This is a genomic window from [Actinomadura] parvosata subsp. kistnae, assembly GCF_900323885.1.
GTDB classification, from domain to species: Bacteria; Actinomycetota; Actinomycetes; order Streptosporangiales; family Streptosporangiaceae; genus Nonomuraea; species Nonomuraea composti.
On record NZ_OOHJ01000018.1, the window covers coordinates 3,429,192 to 3,454,294 of the forward strand.

The window sequence follows — 25,103 nt, forward strand, 5'->3', positions numbered from 1 at the left end:
GCAGCCACTGGGTCAGCGCCTGCTGGAGACGTCACTCAATCTCGCAGGATCCGCCGCGGTCAGCCTGGGCCAGGCTGGCCCACCTTGATGATGGCCGGCTCCCCGCCGTCGGAGACGATCTCCGCCAGCCGCGCCGCATCGGCCGAGCCCGGCGCCGCGGTCAGCATCAGAGCGGCCAGATCGTCGCCCGGAATGGCGAGCAGGCTGCCGACGAGCGTCACGGAACCGCCGTCCGGATGAATGAACGCGGCACTGCTCTCATAGGCCGCCACCGGATGCGGCGCGCGCCACAAGGTGTCGAACAGGGGGCTCCGGCTCCGCATCTCGTCCACCAGCGCGGCCAGCGACGCGTCGGCGGGGTAGCGCAACAGCGCGCTCGTCAGGCGGGCGACCAGCACCGCCTGATGGTCGGTCGCGTCACCCGCAGACTGCTTGAAACCATCGAACGGGTCGCAAAACGTCCGCCACGCGATGTTCCACTCCCACGGGTCCCCGGTGAGCTGCCAATGCCCCAGAGCCATGAACGCACTGTTCACGGCCACGAGATTCATCGCCGCGTCGGAGACGAACATCGGAGTGTCCGTGAACCGCTCCAGCAGCCGCATCGCGCCCGGGCCGACGTCGTTCGGCACCCGACCGTCCGCGGCGGCGTACCCGGCCAGCGCGCAGAGCCGCTCGTACTCCGCCCGCCCGACCCGCAACGCCCGGGCGATGGCGTTCACCACGCCCGCCGACGGATGGCTGCGCCCCTGCTCCAGCCGGCGCACGTAGTCCGCGGACATCCCCGCGAGCTCGCCGAGCTCCTCCCGCCGCAACCCCCGCACCCGCCGACGGCCGACCGGCAGCCCGACGGCCGCGGGCGCCGTACTCTCCCGCAACTGGCGCACCGCGACACCGAACTCGTGACGTTCCACAGCCCAATAGTGCCCGGACCGTCCAGCAGCAGATAACGGGGGCGGCCGCACCGGCACCGCCCGGCATCGGCAACACGTCCCTCCGGCGGCTCTTGCCGCGGATGCTCACCTGCCCGGCTCTCCAGCCGAACGTCGTCCAACTCCAGCCGCGTGACCTCGCCGCCGCGCAGCGCCACCCGGGGCGGCGACGACATGATCACGTAGCGCATCCGCCGCCGACGGCCTCTGGGCCGCCGAAGATCTGGAGCTGAGCCAATCCGAAGTCATGTGGGCGATATCTTGTTTCATCTCCACTGAGCAGGCTGATGAAGGACCGGAGGACGACCTCGCTGAATGCGAGGGATGCCCGAGCTGTACGGGCGAGGAGCACGCTGACATTGCGGCGGATGTGCTTCATGAATACGTCCTTGCCCGCGTTCTCGACCGAATCGAAGCTGAGCCTGACCTGATGCAGCGCTCGATCCTGGCCATGCGCGAGGAAGGTGAGCTCGATCCGGATATCGTCGCTGAGCTCGGTCCTCTTGAATCTGACCCAAGCATCGTCAGTCAGGTGAACAAGCTGAGCCGAGCGACGGTGACGACGATGGACGACATCGAGCCGAAGGCATTTCGGCTGGTGATCCTCTATCTCATTCATCGCATCTACGTCGGCGGCCCGTCTCTCCCTCCTGACCAGCAGATCCGAATCCTATGGCGTATTCCCGAGCTCTGACTCACGTTATTCGAGGTTGTCCGGAATTGTCGGTCCCCGGCCTCTCGGGCGTCGCAAGCTCAAGTTGGTGAAGCGCACGAAAGGGAGGTAAGCAAGCGTGCGTGACGCTTCGCCAAGCTCGCGCGCATCGCGGGCCCGTTCGCAGCGCGATCAGCGGGAAGTCAAGGGGCTCGCGGCCGCCCTATTGACATATGCCTTGTTCGGCCTGCCGATAGGCCATGGCCATGACGATGCCAAGCTGGGAGCGCGGGTCCGATCGCAGTCACCAGCTCTCAGGGTTCGACCGGTCCGGGATCCGCTCTCGATCTTGTGTTCAATACGACTAACGACGCAGTGCCGACAGCCAGGTATTGGCCGTCGGCACCGCTTTCGAGGGTGATCAGCTGGCCTCCCGTAGCGGTTGGAACTCGACGTTGAGCCGCATCTCCAAGGCTTCTGCCAGGCGCTCCAGCATGGGGATGGTCGGCATGGTGCCCCCTGCCTCGAACCTTGCGACTGCCGGCTGCTTCAGCCCAGTGCGCTCTGCCAGTTGGGCTTGGGTCAGACCCAGTTGCTCACGCCGCAGTCTCACGGCCTCACCCAGCTCGAAACGGATTCTGGCCGCATCGTAGGCTGCTCCGGCACCAGGGCGACTCATGATTTCGGACTTCCTGTCAGCCCAAGTCCTGCGCTCGCTCACTCTGCTCACCCCTCATCAGTGGTATGGGCCTCAGCGATACACCGCTGCATGACCCGCCACGCACGATCGATCTCAGCGGTCTCGCGCATCCGCTGCTTGCGGAACACCGTCAGCATGATGATCCGTCGCCCCGGAGCGATCCAGTAGGTCATCCGAACCGCCTCTCGGTGAAGGTGAAACCGCAACTCCCGAAGCTTGCCGCAGAGCTGACGAGTGTAAGGCTCGTCGAGCAGGACGCCTCGCGCGGCCAGTAGGTCGATGTAGAACGCCGCAGTTTCCTGGTCTTCCTGATCGAGCGTGTCAAACCACTCATCAACCTCTGGTTCCAGCTCCACCTCTCCCCAGTTCATAACATGGACGTTATAGCGCGGGCAAGAGCCAGGTCTTCGAGAAGTGAAATTGCCCTGGTACGCACCACATGGACCGTGAGCGATGTACGTTCGGACGTCACCGTCCCTTGAGCTTGGCGGGTTCCCCCCTTCCATCGGGTCGATGGCAGATGGTGGATCGGCCGATCCTGTGGCCCAGCCATGGAGCGATGATGACTGGCTTCGTCGTTCTGCTGATCCTCCTGCCCGCCATCGTCTGGCTCGCCTGAGTGGCTCTGCGTCGCCGCAGATAGTGCCAGTGGCGGTAATAGCCTGGGCGGGGTGGGGAGGGCCCACGGTCCGCCTGTACGCGAAACGTATGCCGTTCTCGTGCACGGCCCGTCGCGAAACGGCTTGTCACCGCTCTGGGTGTCCCGCCTCGGTAGGTTCTTTCTATGCTGGCCGACGGCTCATCGAGCACCGACTCCCGTGCGTACCTGATGCGGCTTGTCCGGGGCGTCGAGCCGTGGGACGACACGGAGGCCGGGCAGCAGGCTGAGGTGTTGAGCTGGATCTCCAGTGGGGCGCCGCTCTATCGGACCAGGAAGCCTGATGTCCCCGATCCTCACCTGGTGAGTTACTTCGTGGCGCGCAACCGGGGCGGTGAGCTGCTGCTGGTGGCGCACCGTAAGGCGGGGTTGTGGTTGCCGAGTGGTGGGCACGTGGAGCCGGGGGAGGACCCCCTGGGACACCGTGGTCCGTGAGTGCCAGGAGGAGTTGCACGCCGCCGCTGTGGCCGGCCGGGTTGCCGGGGAGCGGCCCTTTTTCGTCACCTGTGCGCGGACTCGGGGCGAGGGCGCGCACACTGATGTTTCCCTCTGGTACGTGCTGGATCTCGACACGGTCGTTTCTTACGACCGGCGGGAGTTCGCCGGCGTTCGATGGTTCGCTCCGCAGCAGATCCTCGAAGAGCCCATCGGGGTTCTTGACCCGCACATGCATAGGTTCGTCCGGAAGCTCATGAACGGGTTGTAGCAGGCGAGGGCGGTGGCTGAAGCGGCCTATGTCTTTGGGGAGTGCGGGCTCGACGGCTTTCCGCCGGTGACGGCACGGCTTGGCTGCTGCGTTGCGTTCATCAGCCGTATGGCGTACGGTACGGCGTACGGTTACGAAAGAGAAAGGGAGGGGTCTTGGGGTACCAGCCGAGCGATGAGGATCTGAAGAGCGTTGAGGCGTGGTTCGCGGAGTACGACGCGCTGGCCGAGCAGGGTGCGATTGAGCAGCTTGCCGACCTGGCGGTCTTTCCGATGAACCTGGCCACCGACGTGCCGGGTGGGCGCGCGGCCGTGCGGCAGTGGACGCGGGAGGAGTACGTCGAGGCGATGCGGCAGGCCATGGGGGGTGGTACGGCGGGGCTCGACCTGCGGTCGGTGCGGACGCCGCACTTCGTGAGCGAGAACCTGGTCGTCGTCGAGACCGAGGCGACCATGACGGTCGATGGCCGCACCGAGAGCATGTCCTACGTCGACCTGCTCGTACGGACCGAGGACGGGTGGGCGTTCCAGACGATGGTGCAGGGCGGCTGGGGGCATGGCTGGCCCGTGGCCAAGCGGGGCTGACCTCCGGCGCCGTCCACCCTTTGGCTGGGTGGACGGCGCCGCCCGTTCAACGTGGACCGGATGTCAGCTTTCGTTCTCCGGCTTCTTCGCCATCCCGTGGGCCAGCGCCACCCCCAGGGAGAGCGCCAGGGCGATGCCGAGCGGGAGGCTGTCGGACGACGTGCCGACGGCGATGCCGATGGGCAGGGCGCAGGCCATGCCGAGGGTCCAGTTGGGGTTCGAGGAGTTCTTCTTGCACGCCATGGGCCAACGATGGCGGGTGAGGGGGGTGCGGCTGTAGAGGTTGTAGTCACCGGTGCCGTATGACTGATGTCATGGGTGGGGAGTGCCTGATCGGCGGCTTCCGGTGATTGCTGGTGATCGCGAGCGGGACCTGGAGATGGCTGCATGATCGGGATGCTCTACCAGCCCTTGCTCCTGGCGCTGGGCGGAATGGTCTTCGTGGTGCTGTCCGTGGTTCTGCGCCGTACCCGGTTCCGGTCCTTCTACCTGCTGCTGCCGGCGGTGGTCTGGTTTCTCGCGGCGCTGGAAGAGTGGTACATGGTGACCTATCAGCCCCAGATGGACATCCGCATCGATGCGCTGTTCTTCATGATGCTCATCGCGCTTGTGACGCCGACCGGTGTCCTGCTGGCGGTCCTCCGTCGGCGGCGGCCCGAGCGGTGATGCGAGGAGGAGAGGCCGTGCCTGAGAAGGCCGTCAGCGGGAAAGTCCTTTGTTACATCGTCCCGGACGGGCGGCTGCTCGTTTTTCGTCACGTGGATCACAGCGATCCGGTTCGAGTGTTTCTGGATTCCGCTCGAACACGGGCATGTCCTGCAGCCGGGCAAGATGCTCTGCTCTGGCGGCTCTTTGAGGAGTAGCGCCGCCGGCCTCACTGCGGGGGCAGGACGCAGAACTCGTGGCCGTCGGGGTCGGCCATGACCACCCAGTCGACGTCCCCCTGGCCGATGTCGACGCGCGTCGCGCCCAGGGAGATGAGGCGGTCCACCTCCGCCTGCTGATCCTCGCCGGGTGGTGGGGCGAGGTCGAAGTGCAGGCGGTACTTCTTGCCCAGCTTCGGCTCCAGCGGCGGGCCGCCCCAGGTGATCTTCGGGCCGCCGTGCGGTGAGCGGATCGCGGTCTCTTCGTCCTGATCCCACACCAGCGGCCAGTTCAGCGCCTTGCTCCAGAAGTAGCCGACCGCCTGCGAGCCGTCGGACGCGAGCGCGCCGATGAACCCGCACTCGGCCAGGAACTTGTTGCCCGGCTCGATGACGCAGAACTCGTTGCCCTCCGGGTCGCCGAGCACGACGTGCTCGGCGTCCGGGCCCTGGCCGATGTCGAGGTGGCGGGCGCCGAGCGCGAGCGCCCGCGCGACCGTCTGCCGCTGGTCCTCAAGGGACGTGCTCGTCAGGTCGAAGTGCATCTGGTTCGGGCCGAGCTTCGGCTCCTGCGACGGCAGGAACCGGATCCGGAAGCCCGTGTCGTCGTTCGGCAGGAGCGTGAAGCCCTCGTGAGGATCGTCGGCGAGCTCCCAGCCGAGGACGCCTGCCCAGAAGCGGGCCAGGCCCTGCGGGTCGTGCGCGTCGAAACAGAGCGCGACAAGGCGAGAAGTCACTCCGCTCCGCACCTCCTGTCCTGTCTTGTCCTGCCTTGTCTGCTGTTCGGTGCTCCGGCGTGGGTGCTCGCTCGCTTGCGGGCCGCCGGGTGAAGCAGGGCAGTGCCGATCATGCTGGCAGGTTCGGTCCCGATCCTCCACAGGTTTTCCCGGTGGTCGGGGCGGGGCAGGGTGCTCCTCGGTGGGCGGCATCATGGCGTCATGGGGACCTGGGTTTATGTACGGGGCTGGCTGGAGTTCCACGGTCATGGGCAGCGGGCCGAGGCGGAGCGGGTGATCCGGGAGCGGGACGCCGAGGGATGGGCCTTTCCCGCGGGCGGCTGGCTCGACGCCGCCTGTTACGCCAGGGCCGTGCGGGCGAGTGACGTGGACGACCTGCTCGATCAGCTGCGGAGGATCGCGGCGCTGCCCGCCGACGCGGACGGTGACCGGGTCTGCGGCCTCTTCCTCGCCTTCCACGAGACGGACGGCCAGTTCGAGTGGCAGGTGCGCGATGGCGAGGTGGTCATCGCGCCGGCCGCGCCGCGCTACGACTACCTGTGGAAGTAGCGCCCTGCGGGCAACGCCTGCCTGAGCAGCGTCCGGCAGGCGTCAGTCGTTCCTCTTCCTGAGCAGCGTCCGGCAGGTCTAAGGCGTTCCCCGACTCGCGAGGTTCGCCAGGGCCTGGCCGGCCACGGCGGGCCGGGGGTCTTCGGCGAGCACCCGCAGGACGGCGTCCGGGGTGGTGGACGGGGTGGCCAGCCACCATCCCTGAGCGCGGACCCGCAGGCGGTGGGGACGAGTCGGCCTCGCGTTAGCGCAGGAGGCCGGGACGGTATTGCCAGACGAATTCCAGCCACGGCGGAGCCACCCCCGTGAAATGCGCCCAGCTGCCCGGCTCCGCGTCCGGATAGTCGCCGCGGACCTCGGACAGCTGTGTCAGGACGAAGCCTTCGCCGATGAGGCCGTTGACGATGCGGCCGAGCGTCTGCCGGTATTCCCTGGGCTCCTGGATGTGGTGGCCGGACGGGTGGCGGTCGTAGACCCAGTCCTGGTCGGGGTAGGAGGTGGTGGCCTCGTCCGTGTAGGGCTGCGTGAGTGTGTAGCCTTCGCCGTTCCACGCGTGGTGGGTGAGGCCGGAGAAGAACGGGTTGGCGCACATCAGGTAGTAGTGGCCGTCCGGCTCGACGACCCGGGCGACCTGGTGGAAGACGACGCGGGAGTCGGGGACGAAGGTCAGCGAGTACGGGTGCCAGACCAGCTCGAACGACGACTCGTCGAACGCCGACAGGTCGCGCATGTCGCCCTGGACGGTGCGGAGGTCGACGCCGTGGTGCTCGGCGGCCAGGCGGTCCCGTTCGAGCTGCCCGGGAGAGATGTCGAAGACCGTCACGTCGGCTCCGAGCAGCGCGAACGCCACCGACTGCTGCCCGCCGCCGCTCGCCAGGCACAGCACCCTGCGGCCGGTCAGGTCGCTGGGGACGCCCAGGCGTTCCAGGCCCAGGTAGGCGCGGGACCGCTCCGCGTCGAGGTCGAGCATCGGGCGGGTGAACAGCGCGTCGGCCTCGACCAGGGCTTCCCAGCGCTCCATGTTGTAGCGGTAGACCTCGTCCGTCACGGTGGGCACTCTATTTGTCCGGTGTCGGGCGGGGCGAGCGGATAAAAGGGAAGTCGCGTGCGCGGCGGATCGGGCTGAGCAGGAGGACGGCGAGGGCGCCGAGCTGGACGCAGGCCATCAGCCACATGGTCTCCCGGACGCCGAGCGCCTCGCCCAGCGTGCCGCCGAGCAGCGCGCCAAGGGGGATGGCGCCGTAGTTGAGCGCCGACGTGCTCGCGGTGATCCGGGCGAACAGCTCAGGCGGGCAGTAACTCTGGCGAAAGGTGCTGGTCAGGATGTTCGAGGCGACGACGCCCGCGCCGGTGCAGAAGCCCGACGCGGTGAAGAAGGCCAGGCCCGCGCCGCCGTCGCCGACCGGCCCGAGCAGCATCATCGGCGCCGCGAACGCCTCGCACAGCAGGAACCCGCGGGCCGTGCCGAACCGCGCGGCGACCCGGCCGGCCAGGGCCGCGCCGAGCAGGCCGCCCGCGCCGGCCAGCGCCAGCACCACGCCCACCTGCCCCGCGCCGGCGCCGAGCTCCCGGGCGAGGAACACGACCTGGATCGAGTGGTAGCCCATCAGGGCGATGTTCGACAGGGCGCTGAAGAGGGTGAGCGGGCGCAGGTACGGGTCGGGGACGACGAACCGCACCCCGTCCAGGATCTCCTTGAGCAGCCGCCGCTCGGCCGGGGCGGGGGGACGGGGCTCGCGCGTACGGACGGAGCGCAGGCACAGGGCGGAGACGCCGAAGCTGACCGCGTCGGCCAGGACGCCGCTCACCGCTCCGAACGCCTGCGCGAGCAGGCCCGCCAGGCCGGGTCCGGCGATCTGCGCCGCCGACTCGCTGCCCTGGAGCTTGGTGTTGGCGTCCAGGAGCCGCTCGCCGCCCACCAGGACGGGCAGGTACGCCCGGTAGGCGAGCGTGAAGAACACCTTCGCCGCCCCGCCGGCCGTGGCCGCCACGAGCAGGTGCGCCATCGTGAGGCCGCCGAGCCACGCCGCGACCGGCACGCTCGCGAACGCCGCCATCGAGACGACGTCGCACGCCAGCATCACCGGCCGCTTGCGCAGGCGGTCCACCCACGCGCCGGCGGGCAGGCCGATCACCAGCCAGGGGAGCCAGGCGGCGGCGGTCAGCAGGCCGACGGCGAGGGTGCCGGCCTGCAGCGTCACCACGGCGACCAACGGGAGCGCCACGGCGGCTACGGAGCCGCCGAGCATGCTGGCCGTCTCACCGGCCCACAAGAGCCGGAAGTCCCGCGGCAGCCGGGAGCCCCGCACGGCCGGCGCCGCACTCACGGCCGGTCCGGGACGGTGCGGATGACCGATGGTGCCGTCGTGACGGGTTGCCGGCACGGTGCGGATGACCGGCGGTGCCGGGGTCACGGGTTGCCCGGGACGGCGCGTACCGACAGGAAGACGAGCCGGCGCTCCTGCCCGTCGTCGGGCACCTCGCGGTCGGCCAGCGGCGCCAGCAGGGCGAGGATCCGCTCCTCCAGCTCGGCCAGCTCGGCGACCGACAGCCGCGCCCAGTGGTCGGCCGTGAACGCCGCCCGCCGCCACTCCTCCGGATAGCTCTCCCGCTCGGCGAACCACTGCCTGACCAGGCCGGCCTGCCGGTCGAGCAGCAGCGACTCGGCGGCGGCCGCCACGGGGTCGTCGGGGAAGTCCGAGGGCGACCAGCTCAGGACGCCCGGCGACCGGCGCCACCAGCGCTCGCGGCGGTCGCGGGCCAGCTCGGGCACCTCCTCCACCAGCTCGCTCGCGGCGAGGACCTTGAGGTGGTGGCTGATGTTGCCGACGGCCTGGCCGGTCTTGGCCGACAGAGCGGAGGCCGTCGCGGGGCCGTCGACGCGCAGGATGTCGAGCAGGCGCCGCCGCAGCGGGTGGGACATGGCGGCGAGCACCTTGGAGTCGCGGATCTCGCGCCTGGAGCGGTCGGTCGGCATGATCTCAGCGTAGATGCACAAGAGCTCTTGTGTAACTACGTCTGACCGAAGACCAGGCGGTGGCCGCGCGCCGTGTCCACGTACTCGCGGACCCGGTGGATCAGCTCGCCCCGGAGCTCGAAGACGAAGCAGTAGTCGTTGCTGTAAGGGGTGCCGTCGGCGAGCGTCGCCGACAGGGTCGCCTCCGTGGTCGCCCGCACGCCGTCGGTGTGGAACCCGTGCACGGACAGGGCGACGTCGCGGGCGAAGAGGCGGGGGAAGTCCTCGGTGAAGAAGCGGACGATCGCCTTCCTGCCCACCATGTGGTGGGTCGCGCCGAGGGCGGCGGCGGTGGCGTTGCCCGGGGGCGAGAGCCATTCGGCGTCCTCGGTGAGCACGGCGGCGACGCGGTCGGGGTCGTTGCTGGCGAGCGCCTGGAGCGCGTTCTGGATGATGTCGAGGCTCATGTCGTGACTGTCGCCGCCGCCGCGCGCCCGAGTCTTGGAGAAATGTTCCTTCTAGCATGGGGTCATGCGATCCGCCGTGGCGGGGTGGGACGTCGTCAGGCCCCCGGGGCCGGGCCGGGTGGCGGGTGTGTGCATGGCCGGGTTCCGCAGCGCGGGGTCCGTCGATGTGCGGGTGGTGCCGCATCCGGCGCTCACGCTGGTGCTGGAGTTCGGGAACGGGCCGCTCGTCGTGGATCGCGCCACCGGGCGGCAGCGGCGGGGCGACCTGGTGGCCGGGTTCCTGCACCGCGATCTCCGCGTGCGCGGCGCCGGGGTGGAGTGTGTGCAGGTACGCCTGTCGCCGCTGGTCGCGCGGGCCGTGCTGGGCGCCTCCCCGGTTGCGCTCGACCGGACCGTGGTCCCTCTCGACGACCTGTGGGGACGGGACGCGGCCCGGCTGCGGCAGCGGCTCGGCGACGCCACCTCCTGGCACGACCGCTTCGCGCTGGCGGAGGCCCTGGTGGCACGCAAGGCGCAGGCGGGGCCGGGCGTGGACCCTGAGGTGGCCTGGGTGTGGGGCCGGATCGTGCGCAGCCGGGGCCGGGCGCGGGTGGAGGCGCTGGCGGCGGAGGTCGGGTGGAGCCGCAAGCGGCTGTGGTCGCGGTTCCTGTCGCAGATTGGGCTCGCGCCCAAGCGGGCCGCGCGGCTGGTCCGCTTCGACCACGCCGCCCACCGCCTGGCCGCCGGCGAGGGCGCGGCCGGGGTGGCGGCCGACAGCGGGTACGTCGACCAGTCGCACCTGCACCGGGACTTCGTGGCGTTCACGGCGATGACGCCCGCGACCGCGGTGGGCCAGCCCTGGCTGGCGGTGGACGGCCTCGCGTGGGGGCGGTGAGTGGATGGTCTCGCGTGGGCGAGGTGAGTGGACGGCCTCACGTGGGGGACGGCCTCGCGTGGGCGTGGTGACCGGGCTCAGCCGAGCCGCAGGCGGGCCGCGGTCGGGAGGTGGTCGCTGCCGGTCGCGGGCAGGGCCCAGGTGTCGTACGGGGCCGCGCCGCGGGCCATGACGTGGTCGATCCGGGCGAGCGGGAAGGCGGCCGGCCACGTGAAGTCGAACCCGGCCCGCGCCGGGGTCAGGCGGGAGGTGAGCGGGGACAGGCCGCGGTCGTGCAGGGTGCCGTTGAGGTCGCCCAGCAGGACGATCCGCTCCAGCCGCTCGGTGGCGAGCGCGGCGCCGAGCGCGACGGCGCTCTCGTCGCGCCAGGCGGTGCCGAAGCCGTCCTGGGGACGGATGCGGACCGAGGGGAGGTGGGCGACATATGCGGCTATGTCACCGTACGGGGTGCGGACGGTGGTGCGCAGCCCGCGGTTCCAGTCGTCGGTGATGCCCTTGGGCTTGATGTCCACAGGACGGCCGTCGGCGAGAGGATGCCGGGACCAGAGCCCGACCGTGCCGGCGACGACGTGGTACGGGTGCTCGGGGGCGAGGGCGGCCTCGTAGACCGGCAGCGCCTCCGGGGTCAGCTCCTCAAGGGCGGCGAGGTCGGCTCCGGCGGCGGCCAGGGCGCGCGCCGTACCCGCTGGATCGGGATTGTCGTCGGCGACATTGTGCTGGAGCACCGTCAGGACGGGCGCCGGGCCGGCGACGCTCACGGACCCTCCGAACACGGACCCTCCGAACACGGACCCGCCGAACACGGACCCGCCGAACATCGCGCCCCAGACCACCGCCGGAAGGGCCGCCGCGATGATCGCGGCGGGCGAGCGCCGCCACAGCGCCAGGACGAGCAGCGCCGCCACCACCAGGCCGAGCCAGGGGAGGAACGTCTCCAGCAGGCTGCCGAGGTTGCCGACGACGTTGGGGACGGCGGAGTGGAACGCCAGGAGCCCGGCCACCAGCACGGCGGCCACGACGAGGATCCGGCCCCGCACGCCCCGCCCCTCACCTGCCCCAAGGCCGTCGCTCACGTGCACCCCCCGCTCCTGCCCCTGACGCGAATCGACTCGATGATCGCATCAGGCCGTCACAGGAAGAACCGCAGAGCTCGCCCGGCGATGGCCGGCGCCGCCTTGCGCTCCGACGGGCTCAGGTGGTTGAGGCCGGGCAGGGTTTCGAGGGTGGCGTGCGGCAGGACCTCGCTCAGCGTCGCGAACTCGGCCCGGTGGGCGGCCTTGGACCGCCCGCCGCAGAGCAGCAGCACCGTGGCGGACACGTCCGCGAACCCGGCGAGCCGGCCGTGCTGGGCGGCGATCTGCTCGTGCTCGGCCGCGTTGCACTCCAGCAGGGGCAGCATCCGCCGCCACGCCTCGCCGTGGAAGGCCATGCGCAGCACCAGCCGCAGGTACCAGCCGGGCACCTTGGTCATGAAGGCGGGAGCGCCGCCGGAGCCGCGGATGAAGCACGCGAACGCGCCGTAAGGGTCGCCGGCGGCCAGCAGTTCGCGGTAGCGCGGGATCCACCCGGTCGGGACGGGCGCGACGGGCACCCCCGGCTCCCACGCCACGATCCGCTCGAACACCGGGTGCGTGCGCGCCGTCTCCAGCAGGGCCAGCCCGCCGTAGCTGTGCCCGAACGCGAGCCGCGCCCCGGTCTCCGCCTGCACGGCGAGGACGTCCTCGACATCGTCGGCCAGGGTGTAGTGCGGGCCCTGGGGGCCGCTGGCGCCGCGCCCGCGCCGCTCGACGACGTGGACGGTGAACGAGCCCGCCAGCCCGTGGGCCAGCGGCAGGTAGTCGTCGCAGGTGCGCAGCGTGCCGCCCACCAGGATGAGGCCGGGGCCGTCGCCGGTCGTCCGGTAGGCGATCGTCGTGCCGTCGGCGGAGGTGACCGCGCGCTCACGTAAGGACGGGGGGTGGCTCATGTCGTCTTCTCCTGCTCCCATTGGTCGAAGGTGGCCAGCAGCCGGGCCGTGTGCTCGGCGTACTCGTCGTAGGGGATGCCGCTGCGCGCGACCAACTCGGCCAGCCGCCCCTCGAACCCCTCCTGGATCGAGGCGACCAGCCGCTTGCCCTGGTCGGTGAGGCTGAGCCGCCTGCGGTTGCCCCCGGCGGGGTCGGGCCGCACGTCGAGGAGGCCGTCGGCCGCCAGCACACCTGTCATGCGGCTCACCGACGGCTCGGTCACGCCGAGGTATTCGGCGAGGGTGCGCTGCGTCGAGGCGCCCAGCTCGCCCACCAGCACGAGGGCCAGGTAGCGGCTGTAGGACAGGTTGTGCTCGGCTCGCAGGATCCGGTCGGCCGCCCGGTCGAGGCGGGCGGTCAGCACATGGAGGTTGAGGCTCAGGTTGCGATCCACGTCCGCAACTTAACATTCTAACTTAGCCAAGGCAAGTTACTGCTCGCGGGCGGGTGTTCAATGGGCGGATGGACATCCTCGGCGTCGACAACGTGCTGATCCCCGTGGGCGACCTGGCCGCGGCCCGGCGGTACTACGCCGACGGGCTCGGCCTGAAGGTGAAGTTCGAGATGGAGGCGCAGGGGGTCGCGTTGTTCTCGGTGGGGGCGGAGGCGCCGGGCATCCTCGTCCGCGTCGACGCCCGCGCGGGCCGGCCGGGGCCGGGGCCCGCGATGCGGCTGTGGCTCGAAGTCCCCGACGCCCGCGCCGTGTCCGCTGAGCTGGGCGAACGCGGCATCCGCCCGCTCGCCGCACCCTTCGAGGTCGGTACGGGCTGGGCCGTCGAGGTGGCCGACCCGTGGGGCAACGTGATCGGCTTCACCGACTACCTCAAACGCCCCGAGCTGTCCCGCCCCCGCCCCTGACTCAGGCCGGAGCCGCCGGGCGGGCGAGGTGCTGCATGAGCAGGCGCAGCACCGTTTCGGGGGCTTCGACGTGCGGGTCGTGCCCCGTCGGCAGGGACGCCTGCCGTACCAGCGGGAACTCGCGGGTGACCGCGTCGAGCTCCCGCCGGGTCCACGCACAGTACGCCTCCCACGCCGGCACCAGCCGGTCGGGGAACACCGCGGCGAAGGCCGGCGCGTCGCCGCTGACCACCAGCAGCGGGCACCGGGCGCGCCGATACACCGGGAAGAGGTCGAGCGCGTCTATCTCCCGCATGACCTGCAAGAACGACTCCGGCAGCCCCTGGCCCATCTCCGCCAGGAACGCGGTCATCTCCCGGCAGGCGCCGGCCGCCGCGTTCGCGTCCAGGCCGGCGAACTGGCCGGGGCGGGTCGGGTTGCCGTGGCCGTCGAGGTTCACGGCGAGCCGGCACTCCGGGTGCTCCGCCGCCCACAGGGCCGCGATCATGCCGCCCAGGGAGTGCCCGACGACCACCGGCCGGTGCAGCTGGTACGCGTCGGCGACGGCCGCGACGTCCTCAAGCACCGCCGGCCACGACCACGGCGCGGCGCCGGACTCGCCGTGGCCGCGCAGGTCCATGGAGACCGGCCGGAAACCGGCGCCCACGAGCAGCCCGGCGAGCGGCTCCCAGTCGGCACGGGTACGGCCGCCGCCGTGCAGGAGCAGCACGTCCTGCCCGGAACCGCCGTGGTCCTCCGTCATGATCGGTACGGGACCGTTCATGACCGTCGCCATCTGAGCACCTATCTGGGTTCGAGCAGCAAGTAGTCGATCTTGCCGTCGTCGTCCACGGAGATCTTCGTGTCGTACTTCTGCCCGGCCGGAATCGACGTCACCCCGGCCAGCTCGGTCGGCTTCGTGCTGCTCAGCTCCTCCAGCTTGAGCCCGGCCAGGTCCTTGGCCAGCTCGTTGAACTTCGCCGCCGGCACCTCCTTGAGGAAGGTCTCGCTGAGGTGCTCGCTGAGCTCGCCGTCCGGGATCGGCGTGCGGTTGACCGCGTCCAGGTACCACTGCAGCTGCTTGCCGACGGAGCTGTCGGGGACGGCCACGGCCTTCTCACCGCCGCCGCTGCCGCCGGCCGAGCAGCCCGTCACGAGGACGGCGAGCAGAGCGATGAAGCCGGCTAACGCCGAGAGAGAACGCACTGAGGACTCCTGATGATCGACTTTCGGGAAAGCGCATGCTAGCAACCCGCGCCGTCAAGAACGTCCCGCGAGTGACGGGCGCCGGGTCAGCGCAGGAGGATCGGGTTGGTGAGGGCGGCCATGTGGCCGGTGGGGTGGCGGATCTCGGCACGGACGAACGGGGACTCCGCCGCGCTCGTCCGCCATTCCACGACGCCCGGGCCGCCGTCGGCGGGCAGCGGTGCGCGGTGGGTGGTGCCGCGTTCGGTGTGGAAGGTGACGGTGCCGGAGGGGACGCCGTGCACCTCCAGCTGCACCACGACCGGCTCGCCGCCCGTCTCCAGGCGTTCGCCGATGCCGGCGGGCGTGGAGGAGACGGCGGTGTGGGCCTCGAAGGTCAGGTCGATGGTGGTGGCGGCGGCGATCCAGGTGCGGCCGGTGCGGAGGGCGGTGAGCAGGGCCGGGGTGCTCGGCTCGTCGGCCAGGGCGACGGTGTGAGGGGTGCCGAGCTGGCCCTCCAGGTGGGCGTCGCTGTTGCCGATCGCGGGGCGCCACGAGCCGCGGTGCACGTCGTGGGCCAGGGTGCGGCCCCATTCGGCCAGTGCGGCCTCGTTGTCGGCGTTCCAGGGCAGGTCGGAGGTCCACTGGCCGTTCCAGACCTCCACCGCGTCGAACCCCTCGTACGGGTACATGAACGTCCCGGACGGGTACGGCGCGTACGGGTGGGCCGCCACGCACAGCCCGCCGGAGCGGCGGACCTCGTCCAGGTGCCGGTGCACAGCGTCGTCGCGGACGCCGTAACGCCACTCCACCTCCTGGCCGGGGGCCAGGCCGAGGGCCAGCCAGTGGCCGGTGCCGGTGACGACCTCCTGGCCGGGGATCACCAGCAGGTCGTCGCCGGCCAGCGCGCGCCACTCGTCGTACGCGGCGGCGGTGTTGTGCTCGGTGACGGCGATGAAGTCGAGCCCGGCGGCGCGGGCGGCGGCCACGAGCTGCGCCGGCGTCTGGTCCGCGCCTTGCGAGCGCAGCGAGTGGACGTGGCAGTCGCCCCGGTACCAGCGGCGGCCCGCTCTCATGAGCCGGGGGCGTCGACGGTGATGCGGGTGCCGATGTCCTCGCCCTCGCAGATGGCCCGCATCACGCCCCTGGCGGCGACGTCGAACACGTGCATGCGCAGGCCCTGCTCGTTCGCGAGGACGAACGCGCTCTCGTCCATGACCCGCACCCCGGCCGCCAGCGCCTCCCGGTAGGTGAGGTTCGTGTAGCGCTTGGCGTCAGGGTTGAGGTTCGGGTCGGTGTCGTACACGCCGTCCACGCCGCGCTTGGCCACCAGCAGGGCGTCCGCGTCGAGTTCCAGGGCTCGCTGCACGGCCGGGTAGTCGGTGGTGACGTACGGCTGGCCGATGCCGCCGGCGAGCAGCACGATGAGGTCGCGGCGCAGGTGCCGGTCGGCGCGCAGCCGGATGAACGGCTCGGCCACGCTCTGCATGGGCATGGCCGTCATGACCCGGACGTCGGTGTCGGAGCGGGCGGTCAGGACGCCGCGCAGCATCAGAGCGTTCATGACCGTGCCCAGCATGCCGATGTTGTCGGCCTCGGCCCGGCCGATGCCCCAGCCGTCCGCCATGCGGCCGCGGAAGTAGTTGCCGCCGCCGATCACCACGGCGATCTGCACGCCGAGGTCATGGACGGACAGGATCTCGTCGGCGAGCTGGGCCAGGCTCGCCGGGTCGGTGCCCCAGCCGCTCTCGCCCGAGAGGGCCTCGCCGCTGAGCTTGACCACGACACGTGAGTAACGACGCATCCCGCCATCCCTTCGGGGCCGCGCGTTCGGCGACCCGGCCAAGGATACGGCTCGGCCGCCCAGCCCTACAGGTGCAGCACGCCGACCGTCTGGCCGCCGCTCGTCTCCCCGGTGAGCTCGAAGCCGAGCTTGCGGTAGAAGCCCTCCGGCCCGTCGTCGCCCGGATGCCAGGTCACGTACATGCGGGTGACGCCGCGCCGCCGCAGCTCGTCGGCCACCGATGAGACCGCGAACCGGCCCACGCCGCGCCCCTGCGCGTCCGGCACCACGTTGAGGCGCCACAGCCCGGAACGGAAGTCGACCCCCTTGCCGTTCCAGTCGATGTCGAGGAAGGTCATGAGGAAGCCGACGGCGGTGCCGTCCTCGTCGAGGATGAGGCGCGGCCACGCGGTCTCTCCGTGGACGTACGCCTCAGCCAGCGACTTCGCCACCGGCGAGACGAAGTGCTCCTGGTCGGGGCGGACCTTCACGGCGAGTGCCGTGTCGATGTTGGCCGGGGTGATGCGGGCGAGGCGCAGCTCAGGCATGGTGCGGCAATCTTGTGAGGGGACGGTCGCTCCAGTGCACCCTTACCGGGGGATCCGGCGCCACTCATTTTCAGCGCGGCGCCGTCACCGTTTTCAGAGCGTCACCGTTGTTCCAGGGCCAGTTTCACGCCGAGCCCGACGAAGATGCCGCCCGTGGCGACGTCGATGCGGCGGCGGGCGGCGCGGCGGTGGCGCAGCCAGCCGCCGATGCGGCCCGCGAGGACGCCGACCGCCCCGTCCACCACGAACTCCATGGCGATCAGGATGACTCCGAGGATCGCGAACTGCAGCCACACCTGGCCGAGGCTCGGGTTGATGAACTGCGGGAGGAACGCGATGGTGAAGGTGACCATCTTGGGGTTGAGCAGGTTCGTCATCAGCCCGCTCAGGTACGCCCGGCGCCCCGACATGCTGCCGCCGCCCACCGCGACCTCCAGCGGGCTGTCGTCGCGGTTGCGGATGGCCTGGACGCCCAGGTAGATCAGGTACGCGGCGCCGACGATCCGGACGACGGTGAAGGCGATCGGCACCGCCTCGAAGAGCGCCGCGAGGCCCGCGGCGGCCACGGCGACGTGGATGGCCTCGCTGGTGGCGACGCCCGCGGTGGCGAGCAGGCCGGCCCGGGGGCCGCCGCGCATCCCGCAGCCCAGCACGAACAGCATGTCCGGCCCCGGGGTGATCATGGCGATGATCGTGGTGACGGTGAAGAGGGCAAGGAGGTGGGGGTCGATCGGCATATCCGGATTTTCCCACGTTGTCCTACATTGCGGATCTACGGGGGAGCCCTCAGCACCACACTCTCAAGGGGCGGGAAGCGCCGATACCGCTCCGCCGCCGTCGCGCAGCTCGGCCGGCATCGGCGCCTCCAAGAGCAGGAATCAGGGGTTCATGGACTGGGCGAGCAGCTTGAAGAAGGTGTCGCCGCGGACGATCTCGAACGGGTCCCCCAGCAACGTGCCCAGCTCCGCGATGTCGCTCGGCGCCCAGTTCCAGGCGTTGACCGCCCCGGCGATGAACAGCGGCCGCGCCCCGTCCCACCCCTCGATGTGCTTGACCAGCGTGTCCCGGTACTCCTGCGCCTTGCCCTGCGGCGAGAAGTTCCCGATGACGGGCAGCCCGGCCGGAGCGGCTTGCAGGTCGCCGGTCTCCCACGACTGGATGATGCCCCGCAGCGGCGTGTTCTTCCGGTACGAGGCCGCGATCCGCTCGTCGAAGGCCACCCAGCCGTCGCCGGCCGCGTTGCGATGGTTGTAGGCGTAGACGAGGTTCATCCCCGTGCGGCGCAGGAACCGGCCGGTCAGTGCGGTGTAGGCGTCGAGGGCGTTCTGGGGCCACGACCCCGGGTAGGTGTAGCCGGCGCCGGACGGGCCCGCGATCAGCAGGTCGTGCTCCGTGGCCGTGCGCTGGTAGTAGGCGAGCAGGGCGGGCCCGATGTCGGCCAGCAGCGGGCTGACCGTCCAGTTGGTGGGCACCCGGCCGCGCGCGGGGTCGTCCCAGATCTGGCGCATCCGGCGCTGGCAGTACTGGATGTTGTCGCCCTCGCCGACGGTGAGCGTGAGGTAGACGCGGTTGCGCAGGGTGGCGCGCGGCACCGGGCGTACGCGGTCGGAGATCTTGGCCGGCACGCCCGCGTGCACGGTGGCGTTCATGTAGTAGTCGGCGGGCACCACCTCGACCGCGTGCTGCGAGGCCCGGTCGACCCCACCCCACTCGCCGGCCACGTCGTTGGAGAACCAGCCCGCGTACGGCGTCGTCGGCTTGACCTTGCCCAGGATCTCGTCCAGCAGCGCGCCGGTCGCGCCGCTGGGCGGCAGCCAGAACACCATGGCGCGCATGGCCACGGTGTAGTCGCGGAAGTACGGGAAGGGCTCGACGCGGGTGGGCGCGGTGGTGGTGGCGGTGACCAGGAACTGGTTCCACAGGTCCACCTCGACGAGCAGCTGCCGCGTGCCGGCGGGGGCGGTGAAGCGGTAGATGAAGTAGTTGCCGCCGTCGGCGAACCGGTTGGAGTCCCCGCCGAGGGCGGAGTTGAGGCCGTCGAAGAGGTACGGGGTCTCGGCGTCGGTGCCGGGCGTGAACGAGGCGATGGTCGTCCCGTCGGCCTTGACCGTGACGGAGCCGACGGAGGCGCCCCAGCCGTCGTCGCCCAGGGAGTCCTGGAAGCGCAGGTAGACGCCGTCCTGGCCGGACAGCTCCTGGCTGAGGTCGAACGTGCGGACCTGCCGGTTGGAGGAGTCCCTGATCCGCTCGCTCTCCCTGGCGACCTCGCGCCACTGGACGTTGTCGACCTTGACGGTCCTGGTCGGCGGCAGGCCGCTGAGCAGGGCTTTCGTGCAGCGGGGGAAGAGGTGGTCGAGCTGCCAGCGGTAGGTGGCCGGCACGTCGTCGGGATCGAAGCGGCCGCGCAGGTCGGTGATGACCTTGAAGCCGTGCTCGGCGGCCTGCTCGGCGGTGGCGGCCACGGCGTTCTCCAGGCCGGCCAGGGTGGTGGCGACGTTCACCGAGTCGGGGACGGCCGGGTCGTGCAGGATCGCGCCGCGGGCCTCGCCCCGGTAGCGGGCGATCAGGTCGAGCGGCCGGTCGTGGCGGGTGACGCGGGCGCCGGTGCTGTCGAGCCAGGCGGTGTCGTAGCCCTCGGGGTTGTAGTTGAAGTACAGGCGCGGGTCGCGGCGGTTGACGACGCCCTGGAGGGTGGTCAGGAGTAACTGGTCGTCGCCGTGCAGGGTGCTGACGTCGGCGAAGTCGAGGCGGGACGGGCGGCCGAAGCCGGGCAGGAGGGGGTCGCGGCGGTGGCGGCCTGGGCGGGGAGGCTGACCCCGAGCCCGCCGGCCGCGAGGACCACGGCGTTGGCCCGCAGGAAGGTACGTCGGGACACCATCGGCGTTCACTGCTCCTCGTCGGGGGGAGACCAGGAATGACAGCGTTGTCATCTGCTGACTGCGAACGTAACAACGTGACCGGATGTTGTCCATGCCGTAAAACGGCGCGCGCCGAACCGTACTTTCGGCCGGTGCCGCGCCACCGCCCCGCCTCCTAGGGTCGGAGAGGTGCGGGAGTGGTGGCAGGCCGCCGGGACCGGCGTCGCGTGCGCGGTGGTGCTCGCCTTCTGGGCCCACCAGGTCGCCGACAGCTGGGGCGGCGGCTACTGGATCTTCGGGTGCGCGGCGGGCGCGGTGGTGTGCGCCCTCGCCCTCGTACGCCGCCGCGCCCGGCTCCCCGCGGCCGTCGCGGGCCTGGCCGTCGCCGCCGTGGCCATCCTCGTCGCCCGCCTCCACGACCTGCCCGCCGAGCCTGGCCCCGGGACGGCGCTCGGCCTGTCCGTGCTGGTCGGCTCCGCCTTCAGGACGCTCCCGCTGCCCCAGGCCGCCGGCGTCGGAACCGGCGGGCTCGCGGTCGCGCTCGCCAGCCAGCTCTCCGGGTCGCCGCACTCCTCCGTCCTCGTCCTGAACGTCGGCGCCTGGCTCGCCGCCCTCGCCGGCGGCCTGGGGCCCCGGCTCCTGGCACGCCGCCGTGCCGCCGCCGAGGAGCGGGTACGCCAGTCGGAACGGCTGGAGCTGGCCAGGGAGCTGCACGACGTCGTCGCCCACCACGTCACCTGCGTGGTGCTCCAGGCCCAGGCCGCGCGGCTCGTCGCCCGCAAGGACCCCGAGCGGGTGGCCGGGTCGCTCGCCGACATCGAGGCCGCCGGCTCCGACGCCCTCGCCGCCACCCGGCGCGTCGTCGGGCTGCTGCGCGAGCGCGGCGGGCGGGCCGCGTTCGGGCCCGCCGAGCGGCTCGGGGAGCTGGTCGCCCGGTTCAGCGGGCCTCCGGTGACCCTGCGGCTGCCCGACGGGGAGCCCGCGTGGCCGTCCGAGGTGGCCGGGACCGTCTACCGGGTGGTCCAGGAGTCGCTCACGAACGTCTCGCGGCACGCGCCCGAGGTCGAAGCCGTGGTCGTCAGCGTCACGCAGGAGGAGCAGGAGCTGGTGGTGGAGGTGACGGACGACGCCCCGCCGCCGCATCGCACCCGCGGCCGGCTGGGCGGCGGGTACGGGCTGGTCGGGATGCGCGAACGCGTCGAGGCGCTGGGCGGACGGCTGACGGCCGGCCCGCGCCCGGAGGGCGGCTGGACCGTGCACGCCACCCTGCCCCTGCCCGAGCGGGTGGTGCGGGGATGAGCGTCATGGGACTGCGGGCCGAGCGGGTGGGGCGGTCATGAGCATCACGGTGCTGCTGGCGGACGACCAGCCCATGATCCGGAGCTGCCTGCGCCTCATCCTGGAGGACCAGCCGGACCTCCGCGTGATCGCCGAGGCGGGCGACGGCGTGGAAGCGGTCGCGCTGGCGCGCCGGCTGCGCCCCGACGTGTGCCTCGTGGACGTGCAGATGCCCCGCATGGACGGCATCGAGGTCACCGCCGCCCTGGCCGGCCCCGAGGCCCGCGACCCGCTGCGGGTGATCGTGGTCACCACGTTCGACCTCGACGAGTACGTCTACGGCGCGCTCCGGGGCGGCGCGGCCGGCTTCGTACTGAAGGACGCCGGGCCCGAGCTGCTCGTCGAGGCGGTCAGGGCCGCGCACGCCGGTGACGCGCTGATCTCGCCGTCGGTCACGCTCCGGTTGTTGCGCCACGTCACGGCCACCGCGCGCAGGCCCGCCCGCGCGCCCGCGCAACCGCTGTCGGAGCGCGAGACCGAGGTCGTGCGCGCGATCGCCAGGGGGCGCACCAACCAGGAGATCGCCGCCGAGCTGTGCATCTCGCTCAGCACCGTGAAGGGGCACGTGTCGTCGGTCATGACCAAGCTCGGGATGCGCAACCGGGTCGAGATCGTCGCCTGGGCGTGGGAGAGCCGCCTGGTCCGTTAGGGGCAGCCGCACATCGGCCGGTGCCGTTTCGGAAGCGATTACGGTGGGTAGGCCCGGGTTGATTCTGAGCTGCCTGGTCCTCAGGAGCCACAGATGTCCCGTATCACGCTCACTTCCGCAGCCCGTGAAGCACTCCGCGACGGAGAAGTGGTCTTCTTCGACTGGCACGTGACCGGTCTTTGCTGCGCGGACGCGGGGGAGTTCTCGGTCAGGGCGGTGCGCCGCGCCAGGCTGCCCCGCAGGGCCCGCCCGCTGGGGCGGTCCGGGCTGGTGTACGCCCACCCGACCGCCTGGGTGCACCTCACCGGCCTGCCCGTCACGGTCGACTGCCGCCCGCTGTGGCGCTGGCGGCGCTTCGTCTCCGATCTGCCGCCGGACGCCGGTCTGCGCTGCTGCCTGGGGCGCCCCATAGACGGCTCTCTGCAGGGGAGGTAACGGGTGAAGCTGCGTTCCATCATCATCTGGACGGCGGTGGCCGTCGTCGGCGCCGTGGGCTGGGCGGTGCTGGCCCTGTCGAGGGGCGAGAACGTCAACGCGGTGTGGCTGCTGTGCGCCGCGCTCGGCTCGTACGCCATCGCCTACCGGTTCTATGCCCGGTTCATCGTGCGCAAGGTGCTGGGTGCCGACGACCGCAGGGCGACTCCGGCCGAGCGGCTGGACAACGGCATCGACTACCAGCCGACCGACCGCCGGATCCTGTTCGGCCACCACTTCGCGGCCATCGCGGGGGCGGGGCCGCTGGTGGGGCCGGTGCTGGCGGCGCAGATGGGGTACCTGCCCGGCACCATCTGGATCATCGCGGGCGTGATCTTCGCGGGAGCGGTGCAGGACATGGTGGTCCTGTTCTTCTCCATGCGCCGCAACGGCCGCAGCCTCGGGCAGATGGCCCGCGAGGAGATCGGGCCGGTGGGCGGGGCGGCGGCGCTGGTCGCGGTGTTCGCCATCATGATCATTCTGCTGGCGGTGCTGGCGCTGGTCGTGGTCAACGCGCTGGCGAAGTCGCCGTGGGGTGTCTTCTCGATCGCGATGACCATCCCGATCGCCCTGTTCATGGGCTTCTACCTGCGGGTGATCCGGCCGGGCCGGGTCGTCGAGACGACCGTCATCGGGGTCGCGCTGCTGCTTCTCGCGATCGTGGCGGGCGGCTGGGTGCAGGGGTCGAGCTGGGCGCCGTTCTTCACGCTGACGCCGTCGGCGCTGGCGCTGTGGCTGATCGCGTACGGGTTCGTGGCGGCGGTGCTGCCCGTGTGGATGCTGCTGGCGCCGCGCGACTATCTCTCGACGTTCATGAAGATCGGCACGATCGTGCTGATCGCCATCGGCATCGCGATCACCGCGCCGCCGCTGCGCACCACGGCCTTCACCGACTTCGCCTTCAACGGCAAGGGGCCGGTGTTCGCGGGGTCGCTGTTCCCGTTCGTGTTCATCATCATCGCGTGCGGGGCGCTGTCCGGGTTCCACTCGCTGATCTCGTCCGGCACGACGCCGAAGATGATCCAGAAGGAGACCCAGGTCCGCATGATCGGCTACGGCTCCATGCTCATGGAGTCGTTCGTGGCGGTCATGGCGATCACGGCGGCCTGCGTGCTGACGCCCGGCCTGTACTTCGCGATGAACTCCCCGGCCGGCGTGCTCGGCCCCACCGTGCAGAGCGCCGCCGCGGCGGTCACGAACATGGGCTTCGTCATCACGCCGCAGGACCTCCAGGCCGCCGCGGCGGCCGTGCAGGAGCAGACGCTGATCGCGAGAACGGGCGGCGCGCCCACGCTGGCCGTGGGCATCTCGCAGATCTTCTCCGGCTTCCTCGGCGGCACGGCGCTGCAGGCGTTCTGGTACCACTTCGCGATCATGTTCGAGGCGCTGTTCATCCTCACCACCGTGGACGCCGGCACGCGGGTGGGCCGCTTCATGCTCCAGGACACGCTGGGCAACCTGTGGCGGCCGATCTCCCGGGTGAGCTGGTGGCCCGGCCTGGTCGCGACCAGCGCCGTGGTCGTGGCCGCCTGGGGATACTTCCTCTACCAGGGCGTCAACGACCCGCTCGGCGGCATCAACCAGCTCTTCCCGCTGTTCGGCATCGCCAACCAGCTCCTCGCCGCCGTCGCGCTCACCGTGGCCACGACGCTGCTGATCAAGAGCGGCCGGCTCAAATGGGCGTGGGTGACGGGCGTGCCGCTGGCCTGGGACGCGGCGGTCACGCTGACCGCCAGCTACCAGAAGGTGTTCTCGCCCGACCCGACGCTCGGCTTCTTCGCCCAGCGCGACCGCTACCAGGCCGCGCTCGACCAGGGGCAGCTCCTCCCGCCGGCCAAGACGACCGGCGCGATGCAGCAGATCGTGCTCAACTCCACCGTCGACGGCGTGCTGGCGGCGCTGTTCGCGCTCCTGATCATCGTGGTCATCCTCGACGCCGCCCGCGTGTGGGTCACGGCGATCCGGGCGCGGGAGCCGCTGCCCAGCACGGAGGAGCCGTTCGAGGAGTCGAAGATCTACGCCCCGGCCGGGCTCATCGCCACCCGCGAGGAGAAGGAGATGATGGCCAGAGCCTCCTCAAGCGGATAGCCACCGCTGGGTCGGCCAGGTCTCGCGGTGCCACGCGCTGTCCCAGAACATCCACTCGTACGCCGCCGCCCGGCAGTACGCCTGCGCCATCGCCGCGCGCAGATCGGGCCCGGCGGTGGCGGCGAGCCGGTCGGCGATCGCCTTGGCCTGCTCCACGGAGGCCGCGAAGCCCGGGTCGGCGTAGGTGGAGATCCACTTGCCGTACGGGTGGCCGCCGGTGTCGCCGACGCGCTCCAGCAGCGCCGTGCCGACGTCCTGGTAGATCCAGAAGCACGGCAGCACCGCCGCCGCGATCACCGGGTAGGGCGCCGTCAGCGCGGTGGCCTGGAGGTAGGACGCGTACGCCAGGCACGTGGGCGAGGCGTCGAAGCCCTCCACGCCCAGCTCCTCGATGTACCCGGCGTGCTGCATGCGCTCGGCGGCCAGCGCGGTGTGCGCGCTCTGCGCCCAGAACGCCGCCTCGCCCGGATCCGTGGCCCGCGCCGACGCCGTGGCCAGGGCCTTGGAGAACGCCTCCAGGTAGCGGGCGTCCTGGGCGATGTAGAAGCCGAACCGGCCCGGGTCGAGGGTGCCGTCGCCGAGCGCGGTGATGAAGGGGTGCTCGTGGATGGCGCGCATCAGCTCGGCCGTCCGCTGCCGGACGTCGTCGCAGAACATGG

The 25,103-nt window shown here is 71.2% G+C and carries 32 protein-coding genes; 12 read left to right on the top strand and 20 right to left on the bottom strand.

The annotated features are described in order from the left end of the window. Positions 1-59 precede the first annotated feature (59 nt). The gene (locus KIS93_RS36235) at positions 60-914 is read right to left on the bottom strand and encodes a helix-turn-helix transcriptional regulator (protein WP_080043440.1); all 855 of its coding nucleotides are present in this window, start codon (positions 912-914) and stop codon (positions 60-62) included. A gap of 265 nt (positions 915-1,179) precedes the next feature. Here KIS93_RS36235 and KIS93_RS36240 point away from each other — a divergent pair, with 265 nt between their 5' ends. Further along, on the top strand, positions 1,180-1,626 hold the full coding sequence (locus KIS93_RS36240; protein WP_186404602.1) for a hypothetical protein: 447 nt from the start codon (positions 1,180-1,182) through the stop codon (positions 1,624-1,626). Positions 1,627-2,005: 379 nt separating this feature from the next. Here KIS93_RS36240 and KIS93_RS36245 read toward each other — a convergent pair whose 3' ends face one another. Next, entirely contained in the window at positions 2,006-2,305 is a 300-nt protein-coding gene (locus KIS93_RS36245; protein ID WP_186404603.1) for a helix-turn-helix domain-containing protein, read from the bottom strand. A 5-nt stretch (positions 2,306-2,310) separates the two neighbouring features. Then, entirely contained in the window at positions 2,311-2,655 is a 345-nt protein-coding gene (locus KIS93_RS36250; protein WP_080043439.1) for a type II toxin-antitoxin system RelE/ParE family toxin, read from the bottom strand. 413 nt (positions 2,656-3,068) lie between these two features. On the opposite strand from KIS93_RS36250, the gene KIS93_RS63690 reads away from it, so the two are divergent. The 3 genes from KIS93_RS63690 to KIS93_RS36260 all read left to right on the top strand — a co-directional run bounded on the left by KIS93_RS63690 (position 3,069) and on the right by KIS93_RS36260 (position 4,232). After that, on the top strand, positions 3,069-3,377 hold the full coding sequence (locus KIS93_RS63690) for an NUDIX hydrolase (protein WP_222107704.1): 309 nt from the start codon (positions 3,069-3,071) through the stop codon (positions 3,375-3,377). Further along, positions 3,367-3,648: an NUDIX hydrolase gene (locus tag KIS93_RS69195; RefSeq protein ID WP_222107705.1), complete on the top strand. Its 282-nt coding sequence runs from the start codon at positions 3,367-3,369 to the stop codon at positions 3,646-3,648. Before KIS93_RS63690 ends, KIS93_RS69195 begins: the two co-directional genes overlap by 11 nt. A gap of 155 nt (positions 3,649-3,803) precedes the next feature. Next, a complete protein-coding gene (locus tag KIS93_RS36260; RefSeq protein WP_080043438.1) occupies positions 3,804-4,232 on the top strand; it encodes a nuclear transport factor 2 family protein in 429 nt (142 codons plus the stop codon). A gap of 63 nt (positions 4,233-4,295) precedes the next feature. Here KIS93_RS36260 and KIS93_RS36265 read toward each other — a convergent pair whose 3' ends face one another. Next, positions 4,296-4,475: a hypothetical protein gene (locus tag KIS93_RS36265; RefSeq protein ID WP_155128652.1), complete on the bottom strand. Its 180-nt coding sequence runs from the start codon at positions 4,473-4,475 to the stop codon at positions 4,296-4,298. A gap of 144 nt (positions 4,476-4,619) precedes the next feature. Here KIS93_RS36265 and KIS93_RS36270 point away from each other — a divergent pair, with 144 nt between their 5' ends. Beyond that, positions 4,620-4,898 carry a hypothetical protein gene (locus tag KIS93_RS36270; RefSeq protein ID WP_080043437.1) on the top strand — a complete coding sequence of 93 codons (279 nt, stop codon included), beginning with the start codon at positions 4,620-4,622 and terminating at the stop codon, positions 4,896-4,898. Between the two features lie 208 nt (positions 4,899-5,106). On the opposite strand, the gene KIS93_RS36275 is transcribed toward KIS93_RS36270, so the two are convergent. Then, entirely contained in the window at positions 5,107-5,832 is a 726-nt protein-coding gene (locus KIS93_RS36275; protein WP_080043436.1) for a VOC family protein, read from the bottom strand. A 201-nt stretch (positions 5,833-6,033) separates the two neighbouring features. On the opposite strand from KIS93_RS36275, the gene KIS93_RS36280 reads away from it, so the two are divergent. Then, entirely contained in the window at positions 6,034-6,381 is a 348-nt protein-coding gene (locus KIS93_RS36280) for a hypothetical protein (RefSeq protein WP_080047306.1), read from the top strand. Positions 6,382-6,625: 244 nt separating this feature from the next. Here the strand turns inward: KIS93_RS36280 and KIS93_RS36285 are convergent, their stop codons facing one another. The 4 genes from KIS93_RS36285 to KIS93_RS36300 form a co-directional block, all read right to left on the bottom strand. After that, positions 6,626-7,429: a class I SAM-dependent methyltransferase gene (locus tag KIS93_RS36285; protein ID WP_222107706.1), complete on the bottom strand. Its 804-nt coding sequence runs from the start codon at positions 7,427-7,429 to the stop codon at positions 6,626-6,628. A 10-nt stretch (positions 7,430-7,439) separates the two neighbouring features. Then, positions 7,440-8,708, bottom strand: coding sequence for an MFS transporter (locus KIS93_RS36290; RefSeq protein WP_222107707.1), 1,269 nt, complete (start codon positions 8,706-8,708; stop codon positions 7,440-7,442). Between the two features lie 83 nt (positions 8,709-8,791). Further along, complete coding sequence (locus tag KIS93_RS36295; protein ID WP_080047305.1) at positions 8,792-9,358, bottom strand: helix-turn-helix domain-containing protein; 567 nt, start codon at positions 9,356-9,358, stop codon at positions 8,792-8,794. 35 nt (positions 9,359-9,393) lie between these two features. After that, positions 9,394-9,804: a nuclear transport factor 2 family protein gene (locus tag KIS93_RS36300; protein WP_080043433.1), complete on the bottom strand. Its 411-nt coding sequence runs from the start codon at positions 9,802-9,804 to the stop codon at positions 9,394-9,396. Positions 9,805-9,868: 64 nt separating this feature from the next. Here KIS93_RS36300 and KIS93_RS67710 point away from each other — a divergent pair, with 64 nt between their 5' ends. After that, positions 9,869-10,678 carry a helix-turn-helix domain-containing protein gene (locus KIS93_RS67710; RefSeq protein ID WP_080043432.1) on the top strand — a complete coding sequence of 270 codons (810 nt, stop codon included), beginning with the start codon at positions 9,869-9,871 and terminating at the stop codon, positions 10,676-10,678. Between the two features lie 77 nt (positions 10,679-10,755). Here KIS93_RS67710 and KIS93_RS36310 read toward each other — a convergent pair whose 3' ends face one another. From KIS93_RS36310 to KIS93_RS36320, 3 genes are read right to left on the bottom strand one after another with little or no spacing between them, the layout of a single operon-like run. Beyond that, positions 10,756-11,751, bottom strand: coding sequence for an endonuclease/exonuclease/phosphatase family protein (locus KIS93_RS36310; RefSeq protein WP_230465632.1), 996 nt, complete (start codon positions 11,749-11,751; stop codon positions 10,756-10,758). A gap of 56 nt (positions 11,752-11,807) precedes the next feature. Further along, positions 11,808-12,644, bottom strand: a complete 837-nt coding sequence (locus KIS93_RS36315) for an alpha/beta fold hydrolase (protein ID WP_186404604.1) — start codon at positions 12,642-12,644, stop codon at positions 11,808-11,810. After that, positions 12,641-13,078, bottom strand: coding sequence for a MarR family winged helix-turn-helix transcriptional regulator (locus KIS93_RS36320; protein WP_080043429.1), 438 nt, complete (start codon positions 13,076-13,078; stop codon positions 12,641-12,643). Before KIS93_RS36320 ends, KIS93_RS36315 begins: the two co-directional genes overlap by 4 nt. Positions 13,079-13,146: 68 nt before the next feature. Here KIS93_RS36320 and KIS93_RS36325 point away from each other — a divergent pair, with 68 nt between their 5' ends. Beyond that, positions 13,147-13,542 carry a VOC family protein gene (locus KIS93_RS36325; protein WP_080043428.1) on the top strand — a complete coding sequence of 132 codons (396 nt, stop codon included), beginning with the start codon at positions 13,147-13,149 and terminating at the stop codon, positions 13,540-13,542. A gap of 1 nt (position 13,543) precedes the next feature. Here KIS93_RS36325 and KIS93_RS36330 read toward each other — a convergent pair whose 3' ends face one another. The 7 genes from KIS93_RS36330 to KIS93_RS36360 form a co-directional block, all read right to left on the bottom strand. Further along, on the bottom strand, positions 13,544-14,305 hold the full coding sequence (locus KIS93_RS36330; RefSeq protein ID WP_186404605.1) for an alpha/beta fold hydrolase: 762 nt from the start codon (positions 14,303-14,305) through the stop codon (positions 13,544-13,546). Positions 14,306-14,325: 20 nt separating this feature from the next. Further along, the gene (locus tag KIS93_RS36335; protein WP_080043426.1) at positions 14,326-14,727 is read right to left on the bottom strand and encodes a Cpe/LpqF family protein; all 402 of its coding nucleotides are present in this window, start codon (positions 14,725-14,727) and stop codon (positions 14,326-14,328) included. An 86-nt stretch (positions 14,728-14,813) separates the two neighbouring features. After that, a complete protein-coding gene (locus KIS93_RS36340; protein WP_080043425.1) occupies positions 14,814-15,782 on the bottom strand; it encodes a CehA/McbA family metallohydrolase in 969 nt (322 codons plus the stop codon). Continuing rightward, entirely contained in the window at positions 15,779-16,510 is a 732-nt protein-coding gene (gene pyrH, locus KIS93_RS36345) for a UMP kinase (RefSeq protein WP_080043424.1), read from the bottom strand. The genes KIS93_RS36340 and pyrH overlap by 4 nt, the downstream gene beginning before the upstream one ends. A gap of 65 nt (positions 16,511-16,575) precedes the next feature. Beyond that, the gene (locus tag KIS93_RS36350) at positions 16,576-17,037 is read right to left on the bottom strand and encodes a GNAT family N-acetyltransferase (protein WP_080043423.1); all 462 of its coding nucleotides are present in this window, start codon (positions 17,035-17,037) and stop codon (positions 16,576-16,578) included. Positions 17,038-17,138: 101 nt separating this feature from the next. Continuing rightward, complete coding sequence (locus tag KIS93_RS36355) at positions 17,139-17,774, bottom strand: LysE family translocator (protein WP_080043422.1); 636 nt, start codon at positions 17,772-17,774, stop codon at positions 17,139-17,141. Between the two features lie 141 nt (positions 17,775-17,915). Beyond that, the gene (locus KIS93_RS36360; protein ID WP_222107709.1) at positions 17,916-19,925 is read right to left on the bottom strand and encodes a GxGYxYP domain-containing protein; all 2,010 of its coding nucleotides are present in this window, start codon (positions 19,923-19,925) and stop codon (positions 17,916-17,918) included. A gap of 159 nt (positions 19,926-20,084) precedes the next feature. Here KIS93_RS36360 and KIS93_RS36365 point away from each other — a divergent pair, with 159 nt between their 5' ends. The 4 genes from KIS93_RS36365 (at position 20,085) to KIS93_RS36380 (ending at position 24,444) form a co-directional block, all read left to right on the top strand. Continuing rightward, entirely contained in the window at positions 20,085-21,194 is a 1,110-nt protein-coding gene (locus tag KIS93_RS36365) for a sensor histidine kinase (RefSeq protein ID WP_222107710.1), read from the top strand. Between the two features lie 37 nt (positions 21,195-21,231). Then, on the top strand, positions 21,232-21,882 hold the full coding sequence (locus tag KIS93_RS36370) for a response regulator (RefSeq protein ID WP_080043420.1): 651 nt from the start codon (positions 21,232-21,234) through the stop codon (positions 21,880-21,882). Positions 21,883-21,975: 93 nt separating this feature from the next. Continuing rightward, entirely contained in the window at positions 21,976-22,317 is a 342-nt protein-coding gene (locus tag KIS93_RS36375; RefSeq protein ID WP_080043419.1) for a hypothetical protein, read from the top strand. A 3-nt stretch (positions 22,318-22,320) separates the two neighbouring features. After that, the gene (locus KIS93_RS36380) at positions 22,321-24,444 is read left to right on the top strand and encodes a carbon starvation CstA family protein (RefSeq protein WP_080043418.1); all 2,124 of its coding nucleotides are present in this window, start codon (positions 22,321-22,323) and stop codon (positions 24,442-24,444) included. Here KIS93_RS36380 and KIS93_RS36385 read toward each other — a convergent pair. After that, positions 24,433-25,101, bottom strand: coding sequence for a TenA family protein (locus KIS93_RS36385; RefSeq protein WP_080043417.1), 669 nt, complete (start codon positions 25,099-25,101; stop codon positions 24,433-24,435). The two genes, KIS93_RS36380 and KIS93_RS36385, sit on opposite strands and share 12 nt — an antisense overlap. Positions 25,102-25,103 lie beyond the last annotated feature (2 nt).